Below are 23,025 nucleotides of genomic sequence, written 5' to 3'. Positions count from 1 at the left end.
ACCTTAAGCATCTCATCAGAATGACACAAATAAAGCCTTGGTTATGCCAAGGCTTTTTTACATTCAATTGTGAGCTTTTGTTGGAGTTATGCATACTTTGGTTGATTAAAAAATACGCAAAAACTAAGGTGGAAAAGAAAGCTCAAGTTTAAAGCACCAATGCTGTGTGATATCGCGGCATACGTAAAAATGCACATAACAACAGATCATGTATAACAATGAGGGCGAACGTATGAATGATTATCTGGGTGGTCCGCGTGGCCGTTTTGATGCCATGTATTATTGGGAACAGTTTCACCCCATTTTAAGTGCAGTAGCAATTCTCCTGATTGGTTGGGTCATTGCTTTATTGATTGCTGCTGGCGTCAAAAAAGTTCTGCAACAATTAGGTACAAATCAAAAACTTTCAAATGCAACTGGGCACCGTTCCAATGTTGAAAATATAGTCTCCAGAGTAGTGTTCTGGATTATTTTGATCATTGCCGTCATTGGTGCGCTCAATGTGCTGAATTTGACCAGTGTCAGTGGCCCATTCAGTAATATGATTCAGCAGTTCTTGTTATTTATTCCACAGCTCTTGGCTGCGGTAGCTGTAGGTTTTATTGGTTGGATCGTGGCGAGTTTGGTCAAAGTCGGTTCAAAGAAACTGCTGGATAAAACCCAACTCGATGAAAAACTCAGTTCCGAGGTTGGCGTCAGCCCAATCAGTCAAAATATCAGTGAAATTGTTTATTGGCTAATCTTGTTACTTTTCCTACCGATTGTTTTATCGATCTTGGGTTTGAACGGCCTCTTGTTCCCAATCCAAAATATGGTCACTGAAGTTGTTTCTTATCTTCCCAATATCTTTATTGCAGGTGTTATCGTCTTTGTGGGTTATATTTTGGCGAAGATTGTACGAGGCATCGTGGAAGGCTTGGTGAACAGTTTAAGCCTGCAGCAGCAAGTCGAAAAAGTGGGCATGTTCAAAAACGCAAAACTTGCTCAAGTATTGGGTAATTTCGTCTTTGCTATAGTCATTATCACGGCTTTAATTGTGGCTTTCGAAGCACTTGGTATCGAGGCGATTTCTCAGCCTGCAACAGCCATGTTGCATGAGATCATGTATGCGATACCGAACATCATTGCCGCAGGTTTAATCTTAATCTTGGCTTATGTGGTATCACGTTTTGTGGCACGTCTAGTGGTAGATGTGATCTCGGGTACTGGTGTCGATGCTGTACCAGAAAAATTAGACATTCAACGCTTTTTGGGCAATACCAAAGTGTCGGATGTGGTCGGTTGCCTGATCGTATTTTTCACCATGCTGTTTGCGGTATCTGAAGCCGCTAACCGTTTAGGCTTTGAACAAATCAGTGCCTTGATTGCCATGTTTATCCAGTTCGGTGCAAGTATTTTACTTGGTGCCGTGATCTTGGTGGTGGGCTTCTGGCTTGCCAATATTGTGGCAAATGTGGTGCAACGTGGGGAATACAACAGTTCACGTTGGTTAGGTAATTTGGTTCGTGTGCTGATTATGGGCTTGGTTGTCGCCATGGGCTTACGTGCCATGGGTATTGCCGACTCGATCGTAAATTTGGCCTTTGGTTTAACCCTCGGCGCGGTCGCAGTTGCTTTCGCTTTGGCCTTTGGTTTGGGCGGTCGCAATCCAGCAGAACGATTGTTATCAGATCTAATTGATAAAGCAAAACGTGAAGCCAACGAACCGAATCCAGTTCAAGAACAGGCGAAGGCAAAAACCACTTTTAATACGCCAACATCGTCTGCAGCGAGTCCAACGCCATCAACATCTGTGATGACTTCTGAAGTGAAAATCGACGATGGCTATCCAAACATTCAACAGGCTGCACCCGGCGTCAGTGAAAAAGAAACGGCCACGCCAGATCAGTTGGATGTAAACCCAAGTGATCAACCCCAAAATAATCCATTTGGTTCAACTGGTGAGGCTGAAAAAGAGGTCGATGTACCTTCGGCACCTGTAACTCCGCCAAAACCGGATGACCCTAATTAACCTGTTCCGTCTGTACAAAATCGGCCACGCTTAGGTGGTCGATTTTAATGCTCTATAAGGAATATTGTATGGCAAAAGCACCGAATAAATTTTTAGCCCCAGTGATTATTGCAGGGATCACGGTGGGTTTTTTGGCGAGCGCACGACGCTTTATTTTTGCAAAATCAAAACGCACTGATTTGGAGCAGACAGAACAATCACCGCCAGAAAGTGAAAAAAATTATACCAATCAGTCCAAAAATAATGATTGAAATTTACCCGAAAATTGGTATTTTAAGTAATAGTGATATATGGAATATTACTTAAAATATAAAAACTTAGGATTCATATTGCTGTCATGAATGACACCTATGATCCGTGCAAAGGAATGGCAAAATGGGGGTAATTTCAATGTTCAATACTTTAGTTTCGACACTCAAACAAACAGCAAGCGTGCAACCACAACATATTTCAGTTGCCGTTGAAAAAATGGATCTGACAATTCAACGAACTTCGACGTCGTCAGTATCATTATTTAAAACCGACTATCTTGAATAAGTCAGATTGGGCAAGAAAAAGGGCTGAATGAATCAGCCTTTTTTTATGCAGAGTTCATCTGCGGATTATGATTATCTGATGTTTCTGCGTGACATCAGAAGTCCTATTTGATTCAAATAAAAGAATGATACGCGGTAATGTCATCCGCAATTGTTTGAGACAGGATTACATTTAATCAAAAATGTTTTTGCAATACATCGAATCATTTGAAGGTAGTGAACGAGTTTTGCGGTGAGGAGCATTGCTCCGTAAGATGGTTTCCTTGCGAAGCTTCACTTCTCATTTTGCCTAATGAGAAGCGTGCTTCGTAAGAGTTCCTCCAGCCGAAGGCTAATTTTTTTATTCAATCCTTAGATGTAAGACTCCGTCGAATAGACGTAAAAATCATTTTTATAAATGTGAAATTACTCTTACTGGCGTAACTTCAGTGCTTAATTAACGCTATGTCGAGATCAGACGTATTCAGAAGCCGCATGTGCAGAAGCCCATGCCCATTGGAAATTGTATCCACCTAAATGACCCGTTACATCTAGCACTTCGCCAATAAAGTACAAGCCTTTCTGTTTTTTACTTTCCATGGTTTTTGATGAGACTTCAGTGGTATCCACACCACCCAGTGTAACTTCTGCAGTACGGTAACCTTCAGTGCCTGATGGTTTCACTTCAAAGCTTTCTAAACGGCTTGCAATGAGTTCCAGTTTTTCATCACTGATATTGCCAATGGCTAATTCAGCTTGTTCAGGCCAAATCAGATTTTGTAATTCCACAACCACACTTTTCGGTAAGTGTTCATTGAACAGTGTACGCAGTAACACTTTGGGTTGACTGGATTTTTTAGATTTGAGGAAATCTAAAACATCTAAAGTTGGCAGGAAATTGATGTTAAAGCGTTGACCGACATCCCAATAGTTTGAAAGCTGCAATGAGCTTGGGCCACTTAAACCACGGTGAGTAAAGAGTAAAGCCTCAGTAAAATTGTTTAACTCATTCGATAACGTGGCTTCAACAGCATTGCCACTCAAGCGAGTGGTGACTTCTTTAAAACTATCGGAGAAGGTAAAGGGGACTAAGCCAGCGCGAGTGGGGTAGACAGAATGACCAAATTGTTTGGCAATCTCATAGCCAATTCCTGAACCACCTAAAGTAGGAATAGAAAGACCGCCACTGGCAATAACCACCGATTCTGCTTCAAAATAGCCTAGATTGGTTGCCACTTGAAAGCCTTGTTCTGGCAAGGCATTGACTGCTTTTACTTCACAGTTGGTTTTAATATCCACCAAGCCTGTTTTGTCACATTCTGCCAATAGCATGGTGAGAATTTCTTTTGCACCATTTTGGGTAAATAACTGCCCATGTTTGCGCTCTTCGTACTCAATGCCATATTCGCAGACCATACCAATGAAGTCCCAGTTGGTATAGCGAGTTAATGCCGAAATAACAAAGTGCGGATTATGTGAAATATAATTTTCTGGTTCGACATACAAATTGGTGAAATTGCATTTACCGCCGCCAGACATTAGGATCTTTTTGCCAACTTTATTAGCTTTTTCAACCACCAAAACTTTGCGTCCACGCTGCGCCGCTTTAAATGCCGTCATTAAGCCTGATGCGCCAGCACCTAAAACAAGGACATCATATTGATTTTGCGACATGGTAAGTTTCCGCGTGGAAGAAAGGACGCAGGATTATACGCTTTTTAGCGCTTCGGTTGAACCTTTCAGGCGACCTTGTAGGCCACCAGTATGGATCACTAAAACACGTTGATGGCTTGTAATCTGACCCCGCTCAATCATGCTGAAAATACCTCGCAACATTTTAGCCGTATAAACCTGTTCTAATGGGATCGCATAGCGATGTTCAAAGTCTTGCATAAACTGTAAAAGTTCCGGCGTTGTTTTGGCATAGCCGCCACAGCAAAATTCATCACTGATGTTCCAATTGGTTTTCTGCGTCAACTGAGCAACATCGTCGCAAAGAAAATTACCTTTGAGCGCAGAAAAGCCAAGAACATGTTGGTGTTCAGCACTTGCTTCGATCAAGCCTGTTATGGTTCCACCTGTACCGACTGCACAGCAGATGAGATCAAAATTTTGTTGATTTTCATGGCTTAAGATTTCCGTACAGCCACGGATTGCCAATGCATTGGTTCCACCTTCAGGAATGACATAATGTTCGGGAAATTCCTGTCGTAATTGCGCTAAAGCGTCAACTTGTTTCATTTCCCGATACTGTTGGCGTGTGACAAAACTGAGCTGCATACCAAACTGTTCGGCGGTGGCTAAAGTAGGATTTCGGGCTTGATGTTGTAGTTCTTCCCCACGGATGATGCCTAGACTGCCTAAACCAAATAAATGTGCAGCATATGCAGTGGCTGCAATGTGATTTGAATAAGCACCACCAAAGCTAAGCACCTGTTTAAATCCTAATTTCTGTGCCTCAATAAAATTGTATTTAAGTTTATAAAATTTATTACCCGATATTTGCAGGTGTACCAAGTCCAAACGCTTAATACACAAATTAACCCCTTGATATTGAATAGTCTGCTCAGGAATGGCGTGGGCGATAGATTCAAACATGTTGGTGATCGTTATCTTGGTGGTTGGAGGTCAAATAGGTAGGCATTGTAAAACGGGAGGTGCTGAAGATGAAATCCTGTTGAGTATATTTAGTTTACCAAGAGAACGATTCCGTTTATATCAGCACATATCATATGATCCTATGATTAGTATAGGAAACGACATAGAGACATAATTCCTGACAATTGACCCTAAATCGGCAGATAAATAAGGTGAATATCTGCACAAAAATGCTATGCTGAATTTATAAACAAGATAATTATAAAAATGGAGGGCATTCAATGAGCAAATTAAGTCGGGCTGTGCTGCCTATGCTGTGCCTGTGCAGTTTTTGGATGGTTGGCTGTGATACGACAGACGAATTGCATCGTCCTCAAAATGAACATCGCACCATGATCATTGGCGGTGTCCCTGTGAATGACCATGACTATAAATTACCGCGTGAAGATGTTGCATTCAATGAAGCCGCTGCAGATGACGATTAGCAGATGGATCCGTAAAAAAATTAGGGTGGACATACTGTCAGTACACGGTAGTGAGACGTGACATGTAAAGAGTCACAGATGCAGTGTGCTACGTCAGATGTGTGAACATTTTGAAGTAGACGTCTTACTTCTGCAGTTTAGTTTGTTGGATTAAAGCCTTACAAACATTTAAAAAGGCTCTGTACTCGCCCAGTATGCCCGAACTGGAATGAACCGTGGTTCAAATGCTTAAATCAGGTCAATCTATCAGGTCTATTTGCCAATTGGATGCCTGAATTTCTAAGTTATTTTGTCTAAGTTGCTGACTAATGCTATCGGCCTGTTTCTGTAAATCTGCCACTGCAATGGTTTTAATCCAACGGATTTCACTTGAGCTATAACGACCATTTTCACGGCGTGAGCTGTCAATCGCTTGTTGCAAGATACGATGCTGTTGGGTCAATAAATCACGTTCATTGAGCACTGAAAGCACGGAGCGTCCAGAACTGGTTTTAGCCTGTGCATTGGTGGCGTGAATCTTTTCAATTAAGCCATAAAGTTCTGTATTTACGGCAAATGCTTCTTGAATTAAAGCATTCGGTTCTTCGCTAGGTGCATCACCTTCTTGAATGAGCACGTTGTTATTGATTCGTTGTTGCAGCGAGGCCAATTTAGTTTGTAAGTCACTGCGTAAAAGTAGGGCTTCGGCTAATTTCATTGTCTTGATATTAATTTGTACTTTTAGCGATCATGCGATGGATTAATGCGGTATTCAAGTTATTTATAGTGAAAAATTTGGTCAATTGAAATATACACTGCAAATTATAGGGAGAAATTCAGAGATTCTATCTGTAAAATTGCCACGAATTTAAGTGAAAACGGTGTGACAGTGGAATCATTTTGGATATTAGGCTCGATTGCGGCAGCACTATTACTTGGTGCAATGAGCCCGGGGCCAACGTCAATTTATGTGGCGAAGAATTCCATTGCGATTTCACGTAAACACGGTTTATTTACTGCACTTGGTACAGGTTTGGGCGCTGCAATATTTGGGCTTTTAGCGGTATTGGGTTTGCAGGCATTATTATTGGCTGTACCTTCTGCATATTTGGCTTTAAAAATTTGTGGTGGTTTATATCTGCTTTGGATGGCATTTAAAATTATAAAACATGCCAAAGAACCGATTGAAGCAGGCGATGCGAGCAATTCGCAAATGTCACTCCGTCGTGCATTTACGACTGGTTTAATTACTCAGTTGTCGAATCCGAAAATTGCAATTGTGTTAGCCAGTATTTTTACGGCACTTTTACCGAAAGAGATTCCGACGTATTTCTACTTTGTATTGCCAGTTTTGTGTTTCTTTATCGATGCAGGCTGGTGCTCATTGGTCGCTGTGGCGTTGTCAGCAGAAAAACCACGTAAAGTCTATTTGAAGTTTAAAGCGGGTTTTGATCGGGCAGCTGGGGCAGTGATGACAGTGCTTGGGTTAAAGCTGATTTTTGGGATGAAGTGATTGAACTTAGCTCCCCAAAAAAAGCCTCTACGAATAGAGGCTTTTTTATGCTGAAATTTTTGAGGTCAAATGTATCTTTGCAGGCTGTCGCGTATTAATTCTGCTATATGTGTTGGTAGAGCTGAGTTAAAAACAAGTTAATTAGATCGATATTTGTTGCTATTAAACGGGTAAATTTCTTCATTTATCATGTTATTTACTGTTATTATTTGTATGCTTTTTATATAAATATCAGAGGGATGATATGTCTAATAAAATTTTATTAATAGCTGCATTGGGGTGTATGTCTTTAACAGCTTGTTCAACAACAGAGACTTCTAGAACTATACAAGCGCCGCAAGTCACAGCAGCAACCGCAGCGGTTCAATATACTGGTGTAAAAACACCTGTTTCGATTGGTAAATTTGACAATCGCTCAAGCTATATGCGTGGTATTTTTTCGGATAATGTTGATCGTTTAGGTGGTCAAGCAAAAACAATTTTAGAAACGCATCTTCAGCAGTCTGGATATTTCTCTGTACTTAACCGCGATAATTTATCTGAATTACAGCAGGAATCTGGATTCAGTAAATCTGCGCAGTCGATTAAAGGTGCGCGTTTTGTATTAACTGGTGATGTGTCTGAGTTTGGTCGTAAAGAAGTGGGTGATCACCAGCTTTTTGGTGTACTAGGTCGTGGTAAAACTCAAATTGCTTATGCAAAAGTTAATCTAAACATTGTAGATGTAAAAACGGCTGAGATTGTACACTCTGTACAAGGTGCTGGTGAGTACGCACTCAGCGAACGAGAAGTACTTGGCTTTGGCTCTACTGCATCTTACGATTCAACATTAAATGGTAAAGTTTTAGATTTAGCTGTACGTGAAGCAGTGAATAATCTTGTGCTTGATTTACAGACTGGCAAGTGGTCTAACAAGTAATAGGATGTTGCTGTGAGACATATTTTTTTATTGATGAGCGGTCTTATTTCGCTAAGTTTGGTTGGGTGCGCAACTGCGCCAAAGTCATTGTACAGCTGGGGTGAATTTCCACAGCAAACTTATTTATCTTTAAGTTTGCCTGAGAAAGCGATGCCACAAGATCAAGTATTAAAACTTGAAAAAGACGTTGAAAAAGCTAAGGCGAAAAACTTAGCTGTTCCGCCTGGACTGTATGCACATTTGGGACTGCAATACCTAAATATGAATGATGCACCGCGTGCGATTCAATATTTTGAGCTTGAGCGTCAGGTCTATCCTGAGTCGACTGTATTAATGGATCGTTTATTGAAAAAAATGACGGGTCAAACTTCAGCAGGAGCAAAAAAATGAAGCATTTAAAAACTTTATTTACAGTTACTGCCGTTGTTGGCTTATTAACGGGTTGTGCAACTGCACCTAAAAATACACGTGATTTAAGTACCTATACTGCAAATATGCCAAAATCTATTTTGGTGATGCCACCTGTGAATGAATCACCTGATACTCGTGCAACCAATAGTTACTGGTCGACTGTGACGGTGCCAGTAGCTGAAGCTGGCTATTACGTTTTTCCAATCAGTGTTGTTGACACCATGTTTAAAGAAAATGGTGTTTATAACGGCGCAGATGCACAAACGATTAGCCCTAAAAAGCTTCAAGAAATCTTTGGTGCTGATGCTGCGCTTTATGTCAAAGTGAAGGAATACGGTTCTAAGTATCAAGTTATTCAAACTGTTGCAACGGTTGCTGTTGAAGCGAAGTTAGTTGATCTAAAAACAGGTGAGTTACTTTGGGAAGGAACTGAAAAGCAAGTGCTGTCTAACAGCAACAATAATGCTGGTTTAGTCGGTATGCTAGTGGGTGCTTTAGTTGACCAAATCTCGAATCATTTAAGCGATAAAGCTTATGTGTTGTCTGGGACAGTTAGTCATTTACTTTATTCACCTCGTTTAAGTGAGCAGAAGGGCTTGTTGTATGGGCCTCGTTCGCCAAACTTTGCGCAGAATGGATTAAGTCCGCAGAAATAATAAAAAGCCCCTCTAGTTAGGGGCTTTTTAGTTGTTATGTTTATGTGTTGATGAGAATACGTGCAAAGAATAGGGGTTTTATATTTTTCATGGAATTCTTATACCTTGTAAGATAGTGGATGTTTTTAGCATACATTAGGTTGTTTTTCCTTTTAATAAAAAAAATTGATCGTTTCTCGAATATAAATGTGATTATTTTTGGTTTAATTTTTATTTTTTAAGGGCTTTGTTGCACAAAGATTGGAAATGCAAAACGCCCCTAATTGAGCCAAATTTAAGGCGTAACTTGGGTAAGTGGTCGACCTAATTCCGTAAATCTGTTGAGGACTGCTACACGTGTATGTATCTCATTCACTTGGCTATCAAAACTCCTTGTATTGAGTTTATCTCCTAATAATTTAATGCAGTACATCTTAGTTTCAACCAAACTTCGCCGATGATAGCCTGACCATTTTTTCCATAGTGTCCTGCCTAAACGTGTAACTGTTCGAAGTAATTCATTTCGCTCTAGCGAGCTACTCTTTATATCTTTCCATGGTTTCGCATTTTTTCTAGGTGGAATCACCGCATGCGCTTGCCGATCTGCAATGACCTGACGGCATTGCTTGGTGTCATAAGCTCCATCGGTATAAACAGAGTCAATCTGCTCATCTTGTGGAATCTGATCGAGTAAATCACCAAGCACTTGTGAATCACTCACATTATTTGTAGTGAGTTGAATGGCGCGTATTTGAAGGGTTTCAGCATCTATACCAATATGAAGTTTACGCCATTGGCGACGATATTCAGGTCCATGTTTCTTGCGCTTCCATTCGCCCTCACCTAGAAACTTCATGCCTGTAGAGTCTATGAGTAGATGCAGCCCATCGCTACTTTTTTGGTAGCTGATTACAATATCAATATGCTTTTGTCTTCTACAAAGCGTGGTGTAATCTGGAGCTATCCAATTTAATCCGCAAAGTTTAATCAGACTTTGCACAAAGCCAGTAACCATACGTAAAGACAGACGAAATAAGGATTTAATCATTAAGCAGCATTGGATGGCTGCGTCGGAGTAGGTTTGATTTCGCCCTTGTTTGCCTTTTGATGGTGCATACCATTGCGTAGCAGAATCAAACCAAAGGGCAATATTTCCGCGACTCATGAGTGCTCGGTTATATGCGGGCCCAATTGGTTGTGCGGTAGATTTTGTGTGTAAGCTTCTTCATTTGAAAATTATATCGCTGAAAAAGCCTTTACAGATAGGTTTGTGCAACAAAGCCTTTTTTAAGTAGGAATAATCTTATTATTGGAAGTTGCTTAGGGTAATGTGTATCTGCAAGCATAAAATATATGGAGGTGTAAATGGAAACAAGAATTGCTTGTTTGACTTGTAAAGCACTTATTTTATCTGATACGGCAATAAAGAATCAGGGTTTATGTGTTCCTTGTGCTAAAGGCTATAGAAACCAAATAGAAGCAGCTAAGAAATACTACGATGAGGAGAAAAAATATAGAGCATCTGAAGAATATGTATATTGGTTGAATTTATCACAGCAGGTATCTGATTTAGAGGATTTGAAAAAACTAAGTTTTGAGAATCAAGTCTATTTTGTTGTGAAAATATTAATTGCAGAAGTTTTTAATGGTGGATTTGATCAATATTTTCATAATAGCTCAGGCGATTATTATGCTGAAACGATACAAGCTCTAAAAGCGTTACAGGCTTTTGAAAGTTTAGAATTATTAGAAAGTGCGAAAATACTATTATTTGGTGCTTTAGAGGTTCCATTTGAGCAAGGATTAAGATTTAATATTTTAAAAAACAGCACCGAAGCTGAAAGTATTCAATTGGATCAGTTGGATAAATTTTTTGGGGAGTTTCCAGATCAACTTGATCAAAAGTTACGTCAATTTGTCGAAATGAATCATTTATTTAAAGTATATGAGTAGCTAAAAGTGATTCTTTGCAATACGACAAGGCAAATGCTGAAGTTCTAAAATTTACAGCTGATTTGCTCGATTTCATAAAAAACAGAACTAGTCACAGAGCATTGTTTTAGATGGTAGGCGACATGGATGTCGCCGTTCACTTGTGATACATGGACGCACCATCAAGTAAACAAAAGATTTTTTGTTACCTTGCGAAGCAGTGCTTCTCATCTCCTAAAAGGAGAGGGAACCTAAAGGCATAAAAAAGCCCCTACAACGTAGAGGCTTTTTCTTATCTTAATCTAAAAATTAAGACACTTTATCACCAGCTTTAGCACCGCTTTCAGGTGAAATCACCCAAACGCCATCGCCATTACCCGCAGCTAATACCATACCGTTAGAAATACCAAAACGCATCTTACGTGGTGCAAGGTTAGCCACCATCACTACCAATTTGCCTTTTAAGTCTTCAGGTTGGTAGAACTCACGAATACCGCTAAACACGTTACGTGGCTCAGCTTCGCCGACATTTAAAGTCAATTGAAGCAGTTTGTCTGAACCTTCAACATGAGCTGCTTCTAAAACTTCAGCCACACGCAGGTCAACTTTCATAAAGTCTTCGATACCGATAATTTCAGCTTCGCCAACTTTAAGCTCAGGTTTCTTTTCAGCTTTCTTCTCTTTTTTCTTCTCAGCTTTTGGTGCTTCGGCAGGTGCAGCTAAAGAATCTTTAGATGCATCAACCATAGCAGCAACCGCTTTCGGGTCTACACGCTGCATCAATGGTTGGAATTGAGCAATTTCATGATCCACCAAAATCGTTTTACCAGACGCAAAGTCGAAAGATTCTAATTTTAAGAAGCTTTGAACTTCTGCTGCCAAGGTAGGAAGTACTGGTGCAAGGTAAACCGCCAATTGACGGAACAAGTTAATACCAACAGAACATACATCATGAACTTGCTGTTCCTCGCCTTCAATTTTCGCAAGTGCCCAAGGCTTTTTCTCGTCGATGTATTGGTTGGCTTTATCTGCAAGCGCCATGATTTCACGGATTGCCGCAGAGAATTCACGTGCTTCGTATTGCGCTGCGATTGAAGCGCCTGCATCAATAAAGCTTTGTACCAATTCAGGTTCAGCACATGTTGCACTTAGTTTGTTATCAAATTTAGTATTGATGAATTTCGCACAACGGCTTGCGATGTTAACCACTTTACCAACCAAGTCAGAGTTTACTTTCTGAACGAAATCATCAAGGTTCAAGTCAGAATCTTCAACTTTGTCAGAAAGTTTAGACGCGAAGTAGTAACGTAAGTATTCAGGGTTTAAATGCTCAAGATACGTTTCCGCTTTAATGAATGTACCACGAGATTTAGACATCTTCTGACCATTTACAGTCAAGAAACCGTTTACGAATAGGCTTGTAGGGGTACGGTAGTTTGCACCTTCAAGCATTGCAGGCCAGAACAACGCGTGGAAGTAAACGATGTCTTTACCAATGAAGTGATACACCTCATTTTTAGAATCTTTTTTCCAGTAGTCTTCAAAGCTTAGGTCAGGACGTTTAGTCTTGATGTAGTTTTCAAAGCTCGACATATAGCCAATTGGCGCATCAACCCAAACGTAGAAGTATTTGTTTGGCGCATCTGGAATTTCAAAACCGAAGTAAGGCGCATCACGTGAGATGTCCCAATCAGACAGACCTGCTTCAAACCATTCATCGAGTTTGTTGGCAATCGACACAGGCAGACGACCTTCGTCACGTGTCCATTTTTGTAGGTAATCACCAAAATTCGGTAGCTTAAAGAAGTAGTGATCTGAAGATTTTTCTACAGGTGTCGCACCGCTTAAAGTCGATTTTGGATTCAACAATTCAGTTGCGTTGTATGTTGTACCACACACTTCACATGAGTCGCCGTATTGGTCTTCCGCTTTACATTTCGGGCATGTACCTTTAATGAAACGATCCGACAAGAACATTGCTTTTTCAGGGTCAAACAATTGCGTCACAGGGCGTACAGCAATGTTGTCCGCTTCACGGTTCTTAATGTAAATCTCTGAAGCGCGTGCTTGGTTTTCAGGGCTATTAGTTGAGTCGTAATGGTCAAAGTCAACTCTAAAGCCAGCAAAGTCACGTTCATGTTCTTTTTGCACATTGGCAATTTGCTGTTCAGGCGAAATACCATTGGCTTCCGCACGTAGCATAATCGCTGTGCCGTGAGCATCATCCGCACATACATAAGTCACGTTATGACCCATTGCACGCATGGCACGAACCCAAATATCAGCTTGGATATAACCGAGTAAATGACCCATATGAATTGGGCCATTCGCGTATGGAAGGGCGTTAGTAACTAAAATATTACGCACGGATATGACTCTCTCATTCGTATTTATGCAATGGGCTGTAATTTTACATGAGATAGCCAGTACTTGCACAAGGGAATAGGTGAAATCTTTGCAAAAGTAAAAAAATCTATATTGCTGACACAATTACAGTGATAATAGGGCATAACTGTGATGCCTAAGAGTAACAAGCCCATGTATGAAGATGACTATGAAGACGATCAGCCAATCACTCGTATTCCTCAAAATGAACAGCGTCATAAATTGGGGCATCACATTATCAAAGATGCGCAGCAATATTTAGAACAGATTTCAGCAGATGAGCATGCCTTACTGATTCAAACCCTGCGTCATTTGGCACAAGATGAGCCTTACTTCGATATTTTGGCCGATGAATTAGATCAGCCGGTAGAAATGAAAGTAGCGAATGATGCTTTAAATTTATTGTATTTTTGGCAACTGCTTCATCAACATGAAAATGATGCAGACTTTGATTTTCTGAATGTCATCAATAGCGAGTTTTTCCAAACTGAAATGTTGAAAGCCTTTGATGCTTTGAATATTGGTGAACATAAAGCAGCGCGCCGTCAGGTACTTTTAGATGCGTTTAAACTGTATAAATTAAATATTCATGCAGGCTGTATCCCTGTGTTATATGCACAGCTTGAAGGTATTTTGACGGACGTCTTGATTCAAACCGGTTTCTTAAATCAAAACGGCACTAAATTTGTCGATGTCTATAAAATTGTACCGGGACTTAAAGGCAGTGAAATTAAAAGCCTTTGGCACAAATCTAAAATTGCCAATGAGTTGAATCCGTATTTTGCCGAATTGGCGGCCTATCAAATGGATAGCAGCTCTACCGTAGCGATGACCCGTCATAATATTTTGCATGGTACCGATGTCGCGCATTTTAATCAGGGACGGAGTTTTATCCTGTTTATTTGGCTGTTTTCCGCAGTGAGCTTTATGAGTACGGTCAGCAAATAAGTTTAATTTCAAGAGATCAATGCATAGGAGTGGCATTGATCTCTTTGCATTACATCATCCTTTAAAATTAAAAGCATAGAGTAAAATCGACCATGCATATTTGCATCAAGCCATTGTGAAAATAGGCAATCACATGGCGTTTTCCTGTGGTTGATTTGTTTCTAAATGCGTCTATTTCAAGTATCTGCTTCAAATCGCGTTATAACTATTGTTAGACAATAACAGAGAAGAGGCGAGAACGATGACAACTGAAAATAAAATTGATCAATTGAAAGATAAAGCGTCAGAGTTGGGTGATGATCTAAAGCTCAAAGCCAAAGAGGCGCAACTTGAAGGTGAAAAAGCACTCGATGGTACAAAGCATAAAGTTGAAGAACTCAAGCTTGAGGGTGAAAAAACCTTAAATGACGCCAAACATGAACATGCAGAACAGCATGCTGAAACCAAAGACCGTCTAGAGCAGTTAAAAGCAGAAGCGAGTCATAAATTTGATGAAGCCAAAGTCAAAGCCTCCGAACTTAAACATGAGGCTGTCGAAAAATTTGATGAACTAAAAGTGCAGGCGACAGAGAAATTTGACGAGTTAAAAAAGAAAGCCACTGACACACTGCATAAGTTTAAAAAAGATGACCAAGCTTAATTAGGTCTAATGAAAAAAGCCGCTCTATCGTGAGCGGCTTTTTTAGGTTTCATTGTTTTAATCCATCTAAATTTTCAGTCTTAATATTTTTGACGTGATCATCGACTACGGTAATCACGTAGCGCATATTGGCAATTTCATAGGTGTAATCTACTGCTAGTTTTGCAGGTTGATTTTTCTCTTGCAGTGGGTAAGACACCATTTTCATCGGAGAAGCTTGCATACGCGAGCGCATGAGATCGAGGCTATCACCAATCGCCACAGTTTGTCGGTCAGGTGTTTGAATGGCTTCAGTCGCAATTTCTGCATAGGCTGCTGAAGTCAGGAGCATCAAGGCACATAAAGTCGTTTTATAAATATTCTTCTTATAGATAGTCTTCGGATACATCGTCATCCCCATTTTAAAAACTAAAAAGCACAAAATGTGCCTTTAGATTGCACATCCATCACTATAATTATTCTGTTGAAACGATTGAAATATAAACTGAAATTACGCTGTAAAAGTATGGTTGATATGTAATCAATTTAAAATTTAATGGCTTTGGTTTAGCCGCATAGATCAACTATAAGGGCATTTTAAGTGGCACACGCTTGAAAACTTGCTTGAAAGCTGACTAAATTACTCACTGATGTTACGCAGTAACATCAGACGCACCGTTTGCTTCAAATAAAAGAATGATACGCGGTAAGGTCATCCGCAAGTGTTTGAGACAGGACTCCTTCTAATCAAAAATGGTTTTGCGATACTTTGAATAATTTGACGCTAGTGAACGAGTTTTGCGGATGACAATGGTTTTGGGTACTTTTGCCAAAACAAAAGTACCTCCAGCCGAAGGCTAATCTCTTTATTCAAACCCTAGATATAAGACTCCGTTGAATAGACTTAAAAATCATTTTTAAAATGCGAAATTACTTTTAGGTGCGTAACATCAGTTACTCAACTTTATAAGCTTATAGGGATAAGTCATTCATCTCCCTCTTACTCTGTGGCAGATGAACAGGTAAACTATCGCTATTATCTTTTGATGTTCCTGTTTGGAGACAACATAATGTCGTGGCTTTCTTCTCTAAAATCTGTGTTTTCACCCTCCCAAGAGGTGAAAGAGGAGGAAATCCAACAGGTTTTACAAAACTATGTACTTCCCAAATCAGATAATGCCTTAAAAGACCGTATTACTCAGGTGAATGTGCAAGGTCAGATCTTACAGATCACGATTAATACCTTTCCTTCAGAAGCCGATGACTTACAAAAAATCCATGATGATTTGGCCGATGCATTGGAAAAATGTGGCATCACAGAATTAAATATGCACGTGATTCAGCAAAAGACTGGACATACATCGGGTGGTTGCGGTCATCACCATGCAGAAGGTGAAAGCTGTTCAACACAGCCTAAAGCTAATGAACAAACTGAGCAAAAGTCTACTACGAGTAATCTGCCACCTGTTGTGGATGCATCTGCTACTCAAGCCAAGGCTGAAGAAGATCCAAACAATCCACCAATTCAAAAAGCGGCACCTCTGCAACGTGATGTGCCGAAACATCAACGCATTAAAAATGTCATTTTGGTGTCATCTGGTAAAGGCGGTGTGGGTAAATCGACCACCACTGTGAACTTGGCGCTCGCATTACAACAGCTGGGTTTAAAGGTTGGGGTATTAGATGCAGACATCTATGGTCCAAGTATTCCAACGATGCTCGGCAATGCAGGCCGTACGCCTATGATTGAAGCTGAACAATTTGTACCAATTGAAGCTTATGGTTTGGCAGTCTTATCGATTGGCCATTTAACAGGTGATAACAATACCCCTGTGGCTTGGCGTGGGCCGAAAGCGACGGGGGCGTTAATGCAGCTCTTTAACCAAACTTTATGGCCTGATCTGGATGTATTGGTCATTGATATGCCACCAGGCACAGGTGATATTCAATTGACGCTTGCTCAGCGTATACCAGTGACAGGTGCTGTGATTGTGACGACACCACAAAACGTTGCATTAATGGATGCGACCAAAGGTATTGAGTTGTTTAACCGTGTACACATCCCTGTGATGGGCGTGGTTGAAAATATGTCGACTCATATCTGTTCGAACTGTGGGCACGAAGAGCAAATCTTTGGCACAGGTGGTGGCGACCAACTTTCAGCCCAATACGACATTCCGCTCTTAGGTCGTTTACCGCTGAATGTACAAATTCGTGAAAATGCCGATGCAGGGAAACCATCTGTGATAGCAGGTGATGATGCTGCTGAAAGCTACATGGCGATTGCACAAAAAGTTGCAGATGCATTACCTCAGGCTGAAAAAGATAAAAACCGTATTTTCTAAGGGTGAACTGAAATTTAAGTTGATCGTATTAAAATCTGGCCTCGTGCCAGATTTTTTATAACGTGGTATTGGGAGTGTTTGAAAATTATGAGTACTGAACTTTAGACATTCAACGATGTCTATGAATTACACATCTAAAAAACGATTTGCACAATTTCTTATTTTTCCTGCGATTATAAGCCGTCTGCTAAGGATAAAATTCTTGAGGCATATCAAAGGATGTCGCGTTTGTACTTAGTTTTTACAAAATAGCTTTCACGATATTTCTATTATTTTGGCTAGGATCAATTCTCTGAACGGCAGTAACTGTACAAACGCATTGTGTCTTAGATTTTTTGCCAAATCTCCTCTGTTACAAGGGGCTTAGCATTGAAAAAATATAGGGGAACAAATTATTTTAAATATTATTTGGAGTCATTAAAATCCATCCATCAAATGAGGGTACGCCCTAGTCTAAGAAATTAAAAAACCCGGTAATTACCGGGCTTTATAATTGGTTTTTTAGGAAGAAAGAGACGGGTTTGCTTTACGTTTAGCAGTGATAATATTCACCGTAATTGCGATGATGACCATGAAAATGCCTACAATATCTGTAAAGGTTTCGGGAATAATCATACACAGCGCACCCACACCTAAAAAAATACGCCAAAACCAGTTGAGATAGGTCTTGAAATAACCTTCAACTGCGGAGCCTAAAGCGAGAATTCCTATCACTGAAGTGACAGTAATACTCACTATAGTTGTCCATGCAGGAAAGGCAAATTCTCGAGCATTGACTGCAACATTGGTGGTATCAATCATCAGCATGGCAGGGTTATAAACGAATAAAAATGGAACAATAAAACCAGCAAGAGATAGTTTTAAGGCCTGAAACCCAGTGCGCATTGGATCACCGCCTGCAATTCCTGCGCCCGCAAAGGCGGCAAGGGCAACTGGTGGGGTGATGTTTGCAAATAAACCAAAATAGAACACAAACATATGCGCGACTAATACAGGAATATCAAAGTTTGCGAGTGCTGGTGCTGCCATGGTGGCAGTAATGATATAGGCCGGAATAGATGGAAGCCCCATGCCTAAAATCATCGATGCAATCATGGTTAAAAATAAAGTGAGAAAGAGACTACCTGCACCTAAACTCATAATTGAAGAAGTCATTACTGAACCAAAACTTGTCAGACTTACTACGCCGATAATAATACCAACGACAGCACAAGCAGCCATCACAGATAATGATTGTTTGGCTCCATCAACGAGCGCATCTAAAATATCTTTTACACCCATTCGTGTTGATTTTCTTAAAGCTGCTACAAAGATGGTCAGGACGATGGTGTAGACAGCAGCATAGCTCACAGGAATATTTTGAAATAAGAAAAAGACCAGTGCCAAAATTGGAATAAGTAAATGTCCACGCTCTTTTAGAACTTCTTTTACTTTTGGTAAATCAGCTTTAGGTACGCCTTTCAGATCATCTTTACCCGCACGGAAATGAACTTGAGCCATGACGCCAAGGTAATACAATAAGGCAGGTAATAATGCGGCTAGTGCAATCGTGCCATAACTCACGCCAGTTGTTTCGGCCATAATGAAGGCACTCGCACCCATGACTGGCGGCAAAATTTGTCCACCGACGGATGCACTGGCTTCAACGGCACCAGCAAAATTCTTGTGATAACCAATTTTTTTCATCAATGGAATGGTAAATGAGCCTGTGCCAACAACATTGGCAACAGCAGTTCCATTAATACTGCCCATAAATCCACTTGAAATTACAGCAACTTTGGCAGGACCACCTTGTTTATGACCCGCCAATGCCATGGCAAGATCATTGAACAATTTCCCCATACCTGATTTTGCAAGAAAAGCACCAAAAAGGATAAATAAGAAAATAAAAGTGACGGATGCACCAATTGCCGAAGAATATAAGCCTTCGGTTTTTAAATACATATGTCCGAAAATGTCGCTGATGGTATAAGGGCGAGTAATTAATCGATCTGGCAACCAATCAAAGTGACTGATAAATGTATAGGTCAGGAAAATTAAACTTAAAATGGGCAGCATCCACCCCATGACCCGGCGAGTTGCTTCTATGACTAATACCACACTCATAATTGCAAACGCGATATCTAAGGTATTTGGAATACCACCTCGAGTGGTCATAATAGATTGATATTCTTTCCATAAATATAAAAAACTGAAGATGGAAAGCAAAGCCAAGAACCAATCGAGAAGTGAAATATGCTGTCGGGAGCTTGTTTGACGAGCTGGATAGAGTAAAAAAATGAGTGCTAGGCCAATAGCGACATGGGCTGCACGCTGTATTAACTCAGGTAAAGGATTAAACGTAATAAATAAATGAAATAATGAATAAAAGATCGCTACAAATGCAACAAAGTAGGTAACAGATTTGCTCATATTGATTCGAGTAACAGATTCCCGATCAAATTTTTCTAATATGGCTTGTTGTTGTTTCTCATCGAGTTGTTCTAATACAACTTTATCTTCTTTGGAATTCATAGGCATTCTCCAATCCACCAAGACTTCCATTTGGGTTGATATTGAACCGAGATGTTGACCAAACTATAGTCTGGGTAACTTTGAAAAATAGACCAAATTTTTTGGTCAGCGAGGATCGTGCCTTGCATATTTCTAGAAATCACCCAGTTGATTTCATCTATATTTTGATTGACCCGCATTCTAATCACACCATTTTTTTGAAACTCAATGGGATAATTTGAGGGTGTACCTGCACCAAATGAAATCAAATCGGTGTGGCGCAGTAAAAACTTATTCTTTTGACGCTGATATTGTTCAGACCAAGCCGTCTTTTCTACTGAATGCTTCCACTGTAAATCAAATTGATCAGTTGAAATTTTGCATATATCAGTTTCAACTCTAACCTGCGTATACAGTGTTGGATAGCTAGCATAGATTAAGAAGAACAATATAAAAAATGCAGTATAAACTGCATTTTTTTGAAGCTTATTATTTTTTAGCCACTTCATCATAGTAGCGTTTCGCGCCTGGATGTAGAGGCGCTACAAGGCCTTGTTGAGCACCTTCAAGCGTGATTTCTGTTGCTGCTTGGTGTGAAGTTGCCAATTGAGGCAAACTGTCAAAGAAAGTTTTTGTTAGTTTGTAGACATCATCATCCGATATATCTGTGCGAACAACTAATGCATTTTTAATTGCGGCAGTTTGAATGTCCGCAGTATTGCCATATGTGCCTTTGGGAATAATCATCGGTAAGAAATAACTTTGATCTTTAGCTATTTCTTTGACTTTATCTGCATTGATTGAAACTAACTGTAGATCAAAGCTTTGTTGAAGTTCCATGAGTGATGAATTTGGAATGCCACTGGTCAGGAATGCTGCATCAAGCTTGCCACCTTTTAAAGCATCAGCGGCTTCAGCATAGCCTAAATAATCAACTTTAATATCTTTATAGGTGATTCCAAAACCATTCAACAGTGTGCGTGCATTTACTTCTACACCTGAATTTTGTGCACCCACAGCGATACGTTTACCTTTCAAATCTTCGATATTTTTGATCCCTGATTTTTTAGAGGTTACGATTTGTACGTAGTTTGGATAAAGCGCTGCGACTTGGCTGACATTCTCAACTTTACCATTTGCGAAACTTCCTGCTCCGTTCAGTGCTTCTGTTAAGCTGTCACTCATAACAAATGCCATTTCAACTTTATTCTGTTTGAGAAGGTTTAAGTTTTCGACTGATGCACCTGTAGTCTGAGTCTTAGAATTTACACCAAAAGTTTTGTTATAAATTTCTGCAAGACTCGTCCCAATCACATTGTAAGGTCCTGATGCTCCGCCAGTTGCAATGGTTACGAACTTGGTTTGAAGTTTGTCAGATGTAGCAGTTTCTGCGCTTTTTCCTTCCGTGGTATTTTTTGAAGTAGATTGATCATTTGAGCAAGCAGTAATACACGCCAAAGTAACCGAGAGTAACGTGAGTTTTGTCCATTGGTTCATAGAAACGTCCTTTTACACATAAATTTTGAATATTGATTTGATGAGTTTTAATTTTAATTTCCACTACTCAATTGAACATAACTTAATCAATTATTTTTGAAAAGTATTTTTTTTTGATTTTTTAGTCTCCAATAAATAATGGTTATGCGTAAGAATGGCATGGAGCTATATCGTTTATTTTAATAATATTTTGTTACGTGTAAAAACTGTAGGGTATACATGGAATCATGTGAAATTTCTTTTATAAATATAAGTTCAAGATATTTCTTTGAATTGTAAGGTGCTCTGAATGACTGTTCAGCTAAGGTTTTGTTTTTCTATTTAAGTTACTGAATTTATAATTAAATAAGGAGTTTTTTATAAGCATTTCTATTTTTTATTTTGCTAATACGAAACAACTGAATTAATCTTCGCGGATTAAGTTTGAGGTCAAAGTATGATTTCATGGTTTTTTATTGGTCTAGTTATCAGTATTTTGTTAACGCCAGGACCAACCAATACCTTACTCGCATCTTCGGGTATTCAAGTTGGGCTACGTAAATCATTCCGACTCATTCCAGCGGAAGCCTTTGGTTATCTTATTTCGATTAGCCTATGGGGTTTTCTCATTGGTAAAATTTCCGTACATCTGCCTTTACTGCCGACCATTTTAAAACTGTTTAGTGCTGGCTATATTCTATTTTTGGCTATGCGATTATGGCGTACAGCAACTGTTGCTGAAAATTTTAATCAAAAGGGCATTCGTGCACGCGAACTCTTTGTTGCGACGTTATTAAATCCTAAAGCACTATTATTTGCATCTGCGATTTTTCCTGCATTGGCTTGGCAAAATGCGCAGTATTATGTAGCTCACATGCTGATCTTTTTGTTGTTGATCGTTCCTATTGCATTTTTTTGGACCTTCCTTGGTTCCGTTTTGGCATCGAATAAAATTAGTTGGCTCAATCAAGCCAATTTACAACGAACAGCATCGCTAGTCTTGGTTAGTTTTTCGATACCACTGAGTTATTCTGCGATTTTAAAACTTTAAATTGATTTGAAAATGACTAAATCCGCTTAGTTCGGCAAAGCTTATTTTCATTAAGTCGGATTTCAGTTAAAGTACCACGCAATAATTGATTTAAGTTTTTGGATAGAGATAAATGGCTATTAAGTCTGATCGTTGGATTCGCGAAATGAGCGAAAAACACGGCATGATTGAACCGTATGCAGAAAACCAAGTCCGTTATGATGAAAATGGCGAAAAGCTTATTTCGTATGGCGTGTCGAGCTATGGTTATGACGTGCGCTGTGCTCGTGAATTTAAAGTCTTTACCAATGTTCATTCAGCAATTGTTGACCCTAAAAACTTTGACGATAAAAGCTTTATTGATATCGAATCAGACGTTTGTATCATTCCGCCAAACTCGTTTGCACTAGCACGTACAGTCGAATATTTCCGTATTCCACGTAATGTGTTAACCGTTTGTTTGGGTAAATCAACCTATGCTCGCTGCGGTATTATTGTCAATGTGACGCCTCTTGAACCAGAGTGGGAAGGTCACGTGACTTTAGAATTTTCGAATACAACCAACTTGCCTGCACGTATTTACGCGGGTGAAGGTGTCGCACAAATGTTGTTCTTTGAATCAGACGAAGTGTGTGAAACCTCTTATAAAGACCGTGGTGGTAAATACCAAGGTCAAACCGGTGTGACTTTACCGAAAGCTTAATCCTTCGGATTTAGTTTAAAAAAAGCGG

General features: G+C 39.8%; 22 protein-coding genes and 1 pseudogene. 14 read left to right on the top strand and 9 right to left on the bottom strand.

Features of this window, described 5'->3' with window-relative positions; all coding sequences use genetic code 11:
- Positions 1–232 precede the first annotated feature (232 nt).
- The 3 genes from FTU06_RS03420 to FTU06_RS03410 all read left to right on the top strand — a co-directional run bounded on the left by FTU06_RS03420 (position 233) and on the right by FTU06_RS03410 (position 2,548).
- On the top strand, positions 233–2,011 hold the full coding sequence (locus FTU06_RS03420) for a mechanosensitive ion channel (protein WP_180144959.1): 1,779 nt from the start codon (positions 233–235) through the stop codon (positions 2,009–2,011).
- A gap of 68 nt (positions 2,012–2,079) precedes the next feature.
- On the top strand, positions 2,080–2,262 hold the full coding sequence (locus tag FTU06_RS03415; protein ID WP_180094345.1) for a hypothetical protein: 183 nt from the start codon (positions 2,080–2,082) through the stop codon (positions 2,260–2,262).
- Between the two features lie 124 nt (positions 2,263–2,386).
- The gene (locus FTU06_RS03410; protein ID WP_180009855.1) at positions 2,387–2,548 is read left to right on the top strand and encodes a hypothetical protein; all 162 of its coding nucleotides are present in this window, start codon (positions 2,387–2,389) and stop codon (positions 2,546–2,548) included.
- A gap of 452 nt (positions 2,549–3,000) precedes the next feature.
- Here the strand turns inward: FTU06_RS03410 and FTU06_RS03405 are convergent, their stop codons facing one another.
- Both FTU06_RS03405 and FTU06_RS03400 read right to left on the bottom strand, forming a co-directional pair.
- Positions 3,001–4,200 carry an NAD(P)/FAD-dependent oxidoreductase gene (locus tag FTU06_RS03405; RefSeq protein WP_180144956.1) on the bottom strand — a complete coding sequence of 400 codons (1,200 nt, stop codon included), beginning with the start codon at positions 4,198–4,200 and terminating at the stop codon, positions 3,001–3,003.
- Between the two features lie 33 nt (positions 4,201–4,233).
- Positions 4,234–5,124, bottom strand: coding sequence for a 1-aminocyclopropane-1-carboxylate deaminase/D-cysteine desulfhydrase (locus FTU06_RS03400; protein ID WP_180144954.1), 891 nt, complete (start codon positions 5,122–5,124; stop codon positions 4,234–4,236).
- Positions 5,125–5,405: 281 nt separating this feature from the next.
- Here FTU06_RS03400 and FTU06_RS03395 point away from each other — a divergent pair, with 281 nt between their 5' ends.
- The gene (locus tag FTU06_RS03395) at positions 5,406–5,609 is read left to right on the top strand and encodes an NF038215 family lipoprotein (protein ID WP_180064033.1); all 204 of its coding nucleotides are present in this window, start codon (positions 5,406–5,408) and stop codon (positions 5,607–5,609) included.
- A gap of 238 nt (positions 5,610–5,847) precedes the next feature.
- Here the strand turns inward: FTU06_RS03395 and FTU06_RS03390 are convergent, their stop codons facing one another.
- Positions 5,848–6,306, bottom strand: a complete 459-nt coding sequence (locus FTU06_RS03390; RefSeq protein ID WP_180004754.1) for a DIP1984 family protein — start codon at positions 6,304–6,306, stop codon at positions 5,848–5,850.
- Positions 6,307–6,477: 171 nt separating this feature from the next.
- Between FTU06_RS03390 and FTU06_RS03385 the strand changes: the two genes are divergently transcribed.
- The 4 genes from FTU06_RS03385 (at position 6,478) to FTU06_RS03370 (ending at position 9,087) form a co-directional block, all read left to right on the top strand.
- Complete coding sequence (locus FTU06_RS03385) at positions 6,478–7,101, top strand: LysE family translocator (RefSeq protein WP_180144951.1); 624 nt, start codon at positions 6,478–6,480, stop codon at positions 7,099–7,101.
- A 244-nt stretch (positions 7,102–7,345) separates the two neighbouring features.
- Complete coding sequence (locus FTU06_RS03380; RefSeq protein ID WP_180007514.1) at positions 7,346–8,020, top strand: CsgG/HfaB family protein; 675 nt, start codon at positions 7,346–7,348, stop codon at positions 8,018–8,020.
- A gap of 33 nt (positions 8,021–8,053) precedes the next feature.
- A complete protein-coding gene (locus tag FTU06_RS03375; protein ID WP_180007598.1) occupies positions 8,054–8,410 on the top strand; it encodes a DUF4810 domain-containing protein in 357 nt (118 codons plus the stop codon).
- Positions 8,407–9,087 (top strand): GNA1162 family protein, encoded by a 681-nt coding sequence (locus FTU06_RS03370; RefSeq protein ID WP_180007515.1) that lies wholly within the window; start codon positions 8,407–8,409, stop codon positions 9,085–9,087. Before FTU06_RS03375 ends, FTU06_RS03370 begins: the two co-directional genes overlap by 4 nt.
- Before the next feature lie 274 nt (positions 9,088–9,361).
- On the opposite strand, the pseudogene FTU06_RS03365 reads toward FTU06_RS03370, so the two are convergent.
- Positions 9,362–10,295: pseudogene (locus FTU06_RS03365) on the bottom strand (IS5 family transposase).
- 136 nt (positions 10,296–10,431) lie between these two features.
- Here FTU06_RS03365 and FTU06_RS03360 point away from each other — a divergent pair.
- Entirely contained in the window at positions 10,432–11,019 is a 588-nt protein-coding gene (locus FTU06_RS03360) for a DUF4375 domain-containing protein (RefSeq protein ID WP_180021298.1), read from the top strand.
- Between the two features lie 288 nt (positions 11,020–11,307).
- On the opposite strand, the gene metG is transcribed toward FTU06_RS03360, so the two are convergent.
- On the bottom strand, positions 11,308–13,365 hold the full coding sequence (gene metG / locus FTU06_RS03355; RefSeq protein ID WP_180144948.1) for a methionine--tRNA ligase: 2,058 nt from the start codon (positions 13,363–13,365) through the stop codon (positions 11,308–11,310).
- A gap of 171 nt (positions 13,366–13,536) precedes the next feature.
- Between metG and FTU06_RS03350 the strand changes: the two genes are divergently transcribed.
- On the top strand, positions 13,537–14,331 hold the full coding sequence (locus tag FTU06_RS03350) for a hypothetical protein (protein ID WP_180021465.1): 795 nt from the start codon (positions 13,537–13,539) through the stop codon (positions 14,329–14,331).
- 241 nt (positions 14,332–14,572) lie between these two features.
- Positions 14,573–14,971 (top strand): hypothetical protein, encoded by a 399-nt coding sequence (locus tag FTU06_RS03345; protein ID WP_180021294.1) that lies wholly within the window; start codon positions 14,573–14,575, stop codon positions 14,969–14,971.
- A gap of 49 nt (positions 14,972–15,020) precedes the next feature.
- On the opposite strand, the gene FTU06_RS03340 is transcribed toward FTU06_RS03345, so the two are convergent.
- Positions 15,021–15,359 carry a hypothetical protein gene (locus FTU06_RS03340; protein ID WP_180144940.1) on the bottom strand — a complete coding sequence of 113 codons (339 nt, stop codon included), beginning with the start codon at positions 15,357–15,359 and terminating at the stop codon, positions 15,021–15,023.
- A 661-nt stretch (positions 15,360–16,020) separates the two neighbouring features.
- Here FTU06_RS03340 and apbC point away from each other — a divergent pair.
- Entirely contained in the window at positions 16,021–17,295 is a 1,275-nt protein-coding gene (gene apbC, locus FTU06_RS03335; RefSeq protein ID WP_180144936.1) for an iron-sulfur cluster carrier protein ApbC, read from the top strand.
- 501 nt (positions 17,296–17,796) lie between these two features.
- On the opposite strand, the gene FTU06_RS03330 is transcribed toward apbC, so the two are convergent.
- From FTU06_RS03330 to FTU06_RS03320, 3 genes are read right to left on the bottom strand one after another with little or no spacing between them, the layout of a single operon-like run.
- The gene (locus FTU06_RS03330; RefSeq protein WP_180144933.1) at positions 17,797–19,809 is read right to left on the bottom strand and encodes a TRAP transporter permease; all 2,013 of its coding nucleotides are present in this window, start codon (positions 19,807–19,809) and stop codon (positions 17,797–17,799) included.
- A complete protein-coding gene (locus FTU06_RS03325; protein WP_227591861.1) occupies positions 19,806–20,300 on the bottom strand; it encodes a DUF1850 domain-containing protein in 495 nt (164 codons plus the stop codon). The genes FTU06_RS03330 and FTU06_RS03325 overlap by 4 nt, the downstream gene beginning before the upstream one ends.
- A complete protein-coding gene (locus FTU06_RS03320; protein WP_067764588.1) occupies positions 20,278–21,285 on the bottom strand; it encodes a TAXI family TRAP transporter solute-binding subunit in 1,008 nt (335 codons plus the stop codon). The genes FTU06_RS03325 and FTU06_RS03320 overlap by 23 nt, the downstream gene beginning before the upstream one ends.
- Before the next feature lie 436 nt (positions 21,286–21,721).
- On the opposite strand from FTU06_RS03320, the gene FTU06_RS03315 reads away from it, so the two are divergent.
- Positions 21,722–22,315, top strand: a complete 594-nt coding sequence (locus FTU06_RS03315) for a LysE family translocator (RefSeq protein WP_078192265.1) — start codon at positions 21,722–21,724, stop codon at positions 22,313–22,315.
- A gap of 112 nt (positions 22,316–22,427) precedes the next feature.
- Positions 22,428–22,997, top strand: a complete 570-nt coding sequence (gene dcd, locus FTU06_RS03310; protein WP_005008040.1) for a dCTP deaminase — start codon at positions 22,428–22,430, stop codon at positions 22,995–22,997.
- Positions 22,998–23,025 lie beyond the last annotated feature (28 nt).

Origin of the sequence: Acinetobacter sp. YH12052 (assembly GCF_013419835.1) — a bacterium.
Taxonomy (GTDB): Bacteria; Pseudomonadota; Gammaproteobacteria; order Pseudomonadales; family Moraxellaceae; genus Acinetobacter; species Acinetobacter amyesii.
This window is presented reverse-complemented; position numbering and strand designations above follow the sequence as displayed.

Coding starts and splice junctions, on each gene's coding strand:
- FTU06_RS03420 (WP_180144959.1), top strand. CDS start 233: ATGAATGATTATCTGGGTGGTCCGCGTGGCCGTTTTGATGCCATGTAT.
- FTU06_RS03415 (WP_180094345.1), top strand. CDS start 2,080: ATGGCAAAAGCACCGAATAAATTTTTAGCCCCAGTGATTATTGCAGGG.
- FTU06_RS03410 (WP_180009855.1), top strand. CDS start 2,387: ATGGGGGTAATTTCAATGTTCAATACTTTAGTTTCGACACTCAAACAA.
- FTU06_RS03405 (WP_180144956.1), bottom strand. CDS start 4,200: ATGTCGCAAAATCAATATGATGTCCTTGTTTTAGGTGCTGGCGCATCA.
- FTU06_RS03400 (WP_180144954.1), bottom strand. CDS start 5,124: ATGTTTGAATCTATCGCCCACGCCATTCCTGAGCAGACTATTCAATAT.
- FTU06_RS03395 (WP_180064033.1), top strand. CDS start 5,406: ATGAGCAAATTAAGTCGGGCTGTGCTGCCTATGCTGTGCCTGTGCAGT.
- FTU06_RS03390 (WP_180004754.1), bottom strand. CDS start 6,306: ATGAAATTAGCCGAAGCCCTACTTTTACGCAGTGACTTACAAACTAAA.
- FTU06_RS03380 (WP_180007514.1), top strand. CDS start 7,346: ATGTCTAATAAAATTTTATTAATAGCTGCATTGGGGTGTATGTCTTTA.
- FTU06_RS03375 (WP_180007598.1), top strand. CDS start 8,054: ATGAGCGGTCTTATTTCGCTAAGTTTGGTTGGGTGCGCAACTGCGCCA.
- FTU06_RS03370 (WP_180007515.1), top strand. CDS start 8,407: ATGAAGCATTTAAAAACTTTATTTACAGTTACTGCCGTTGTTGGCTTA.
- FTU06_RS03360 (WP_180021298.1), top strand. CDS start 10,432: ATGGAAACAAGAATTGCTTGTTTGACTTGTAAAGCACTTATTTTATCT.
- FTU06_RS03350 (WP_180021465.1), top strand. CDS start 13,537: ATGTATGAAGATGACTATGAAGACGATCAGCCAATCACTCGTATTCCT.
- FTU06_RS03345 (WP_180021294.1), top strand. CDS start 14,573: ATGACAACTGAAAATAAAATTGATCAATTGAAAGATAAAGCGTCAGAG.
- FTU06_RS03340 (WP_180144940.1), bottom strand. CDS start 15,359: ATGTATCCGAAGACTATCTATAAGAAGAATATTTATAAAACGACTTTA.
- apbC (WP_180144936.1), top strand. CDS start 16,021: ATGTCGTGGCTTTCTTCTCTAAAATCTGTGTTTTCACCCTCCCAAGAG.
- FTU06_RS03330 (WP_180144933.1), bottom strand. CDS start 19,809: ATGAATTCCAAAGAAGATAAAGTTGTATTAGAACAACTCGATGAGAAA.
- FTU06_RS03325 (WP_227591861.1), bottom strand. CDS start 20,300: ATGATGAAGTGGCTAAAAAATAATAAGCTTCAAAAAAATGCAGTTTAT.
- FTU06_RS03320 (WP_067764588.1), bottom strand. CDS start 21,285: ATGAACCAATGGACAAAACTCACGTTACTCTCGGTTACTTTGGCGTGT.
- FTU06_RS03315 (WP_078192265.1), top strand. CDS start 21,722: ATGATTTCATGGTTTTTTATTGGTCTAGTTATCAGTATTTTGTTAACG.
- dcd (WP_005008040.1), top strand. CDS start 22,428: ATGGCTATTAAGTCTGATCGTTGGATTCGCGAAATGAGCGAAAAACAC.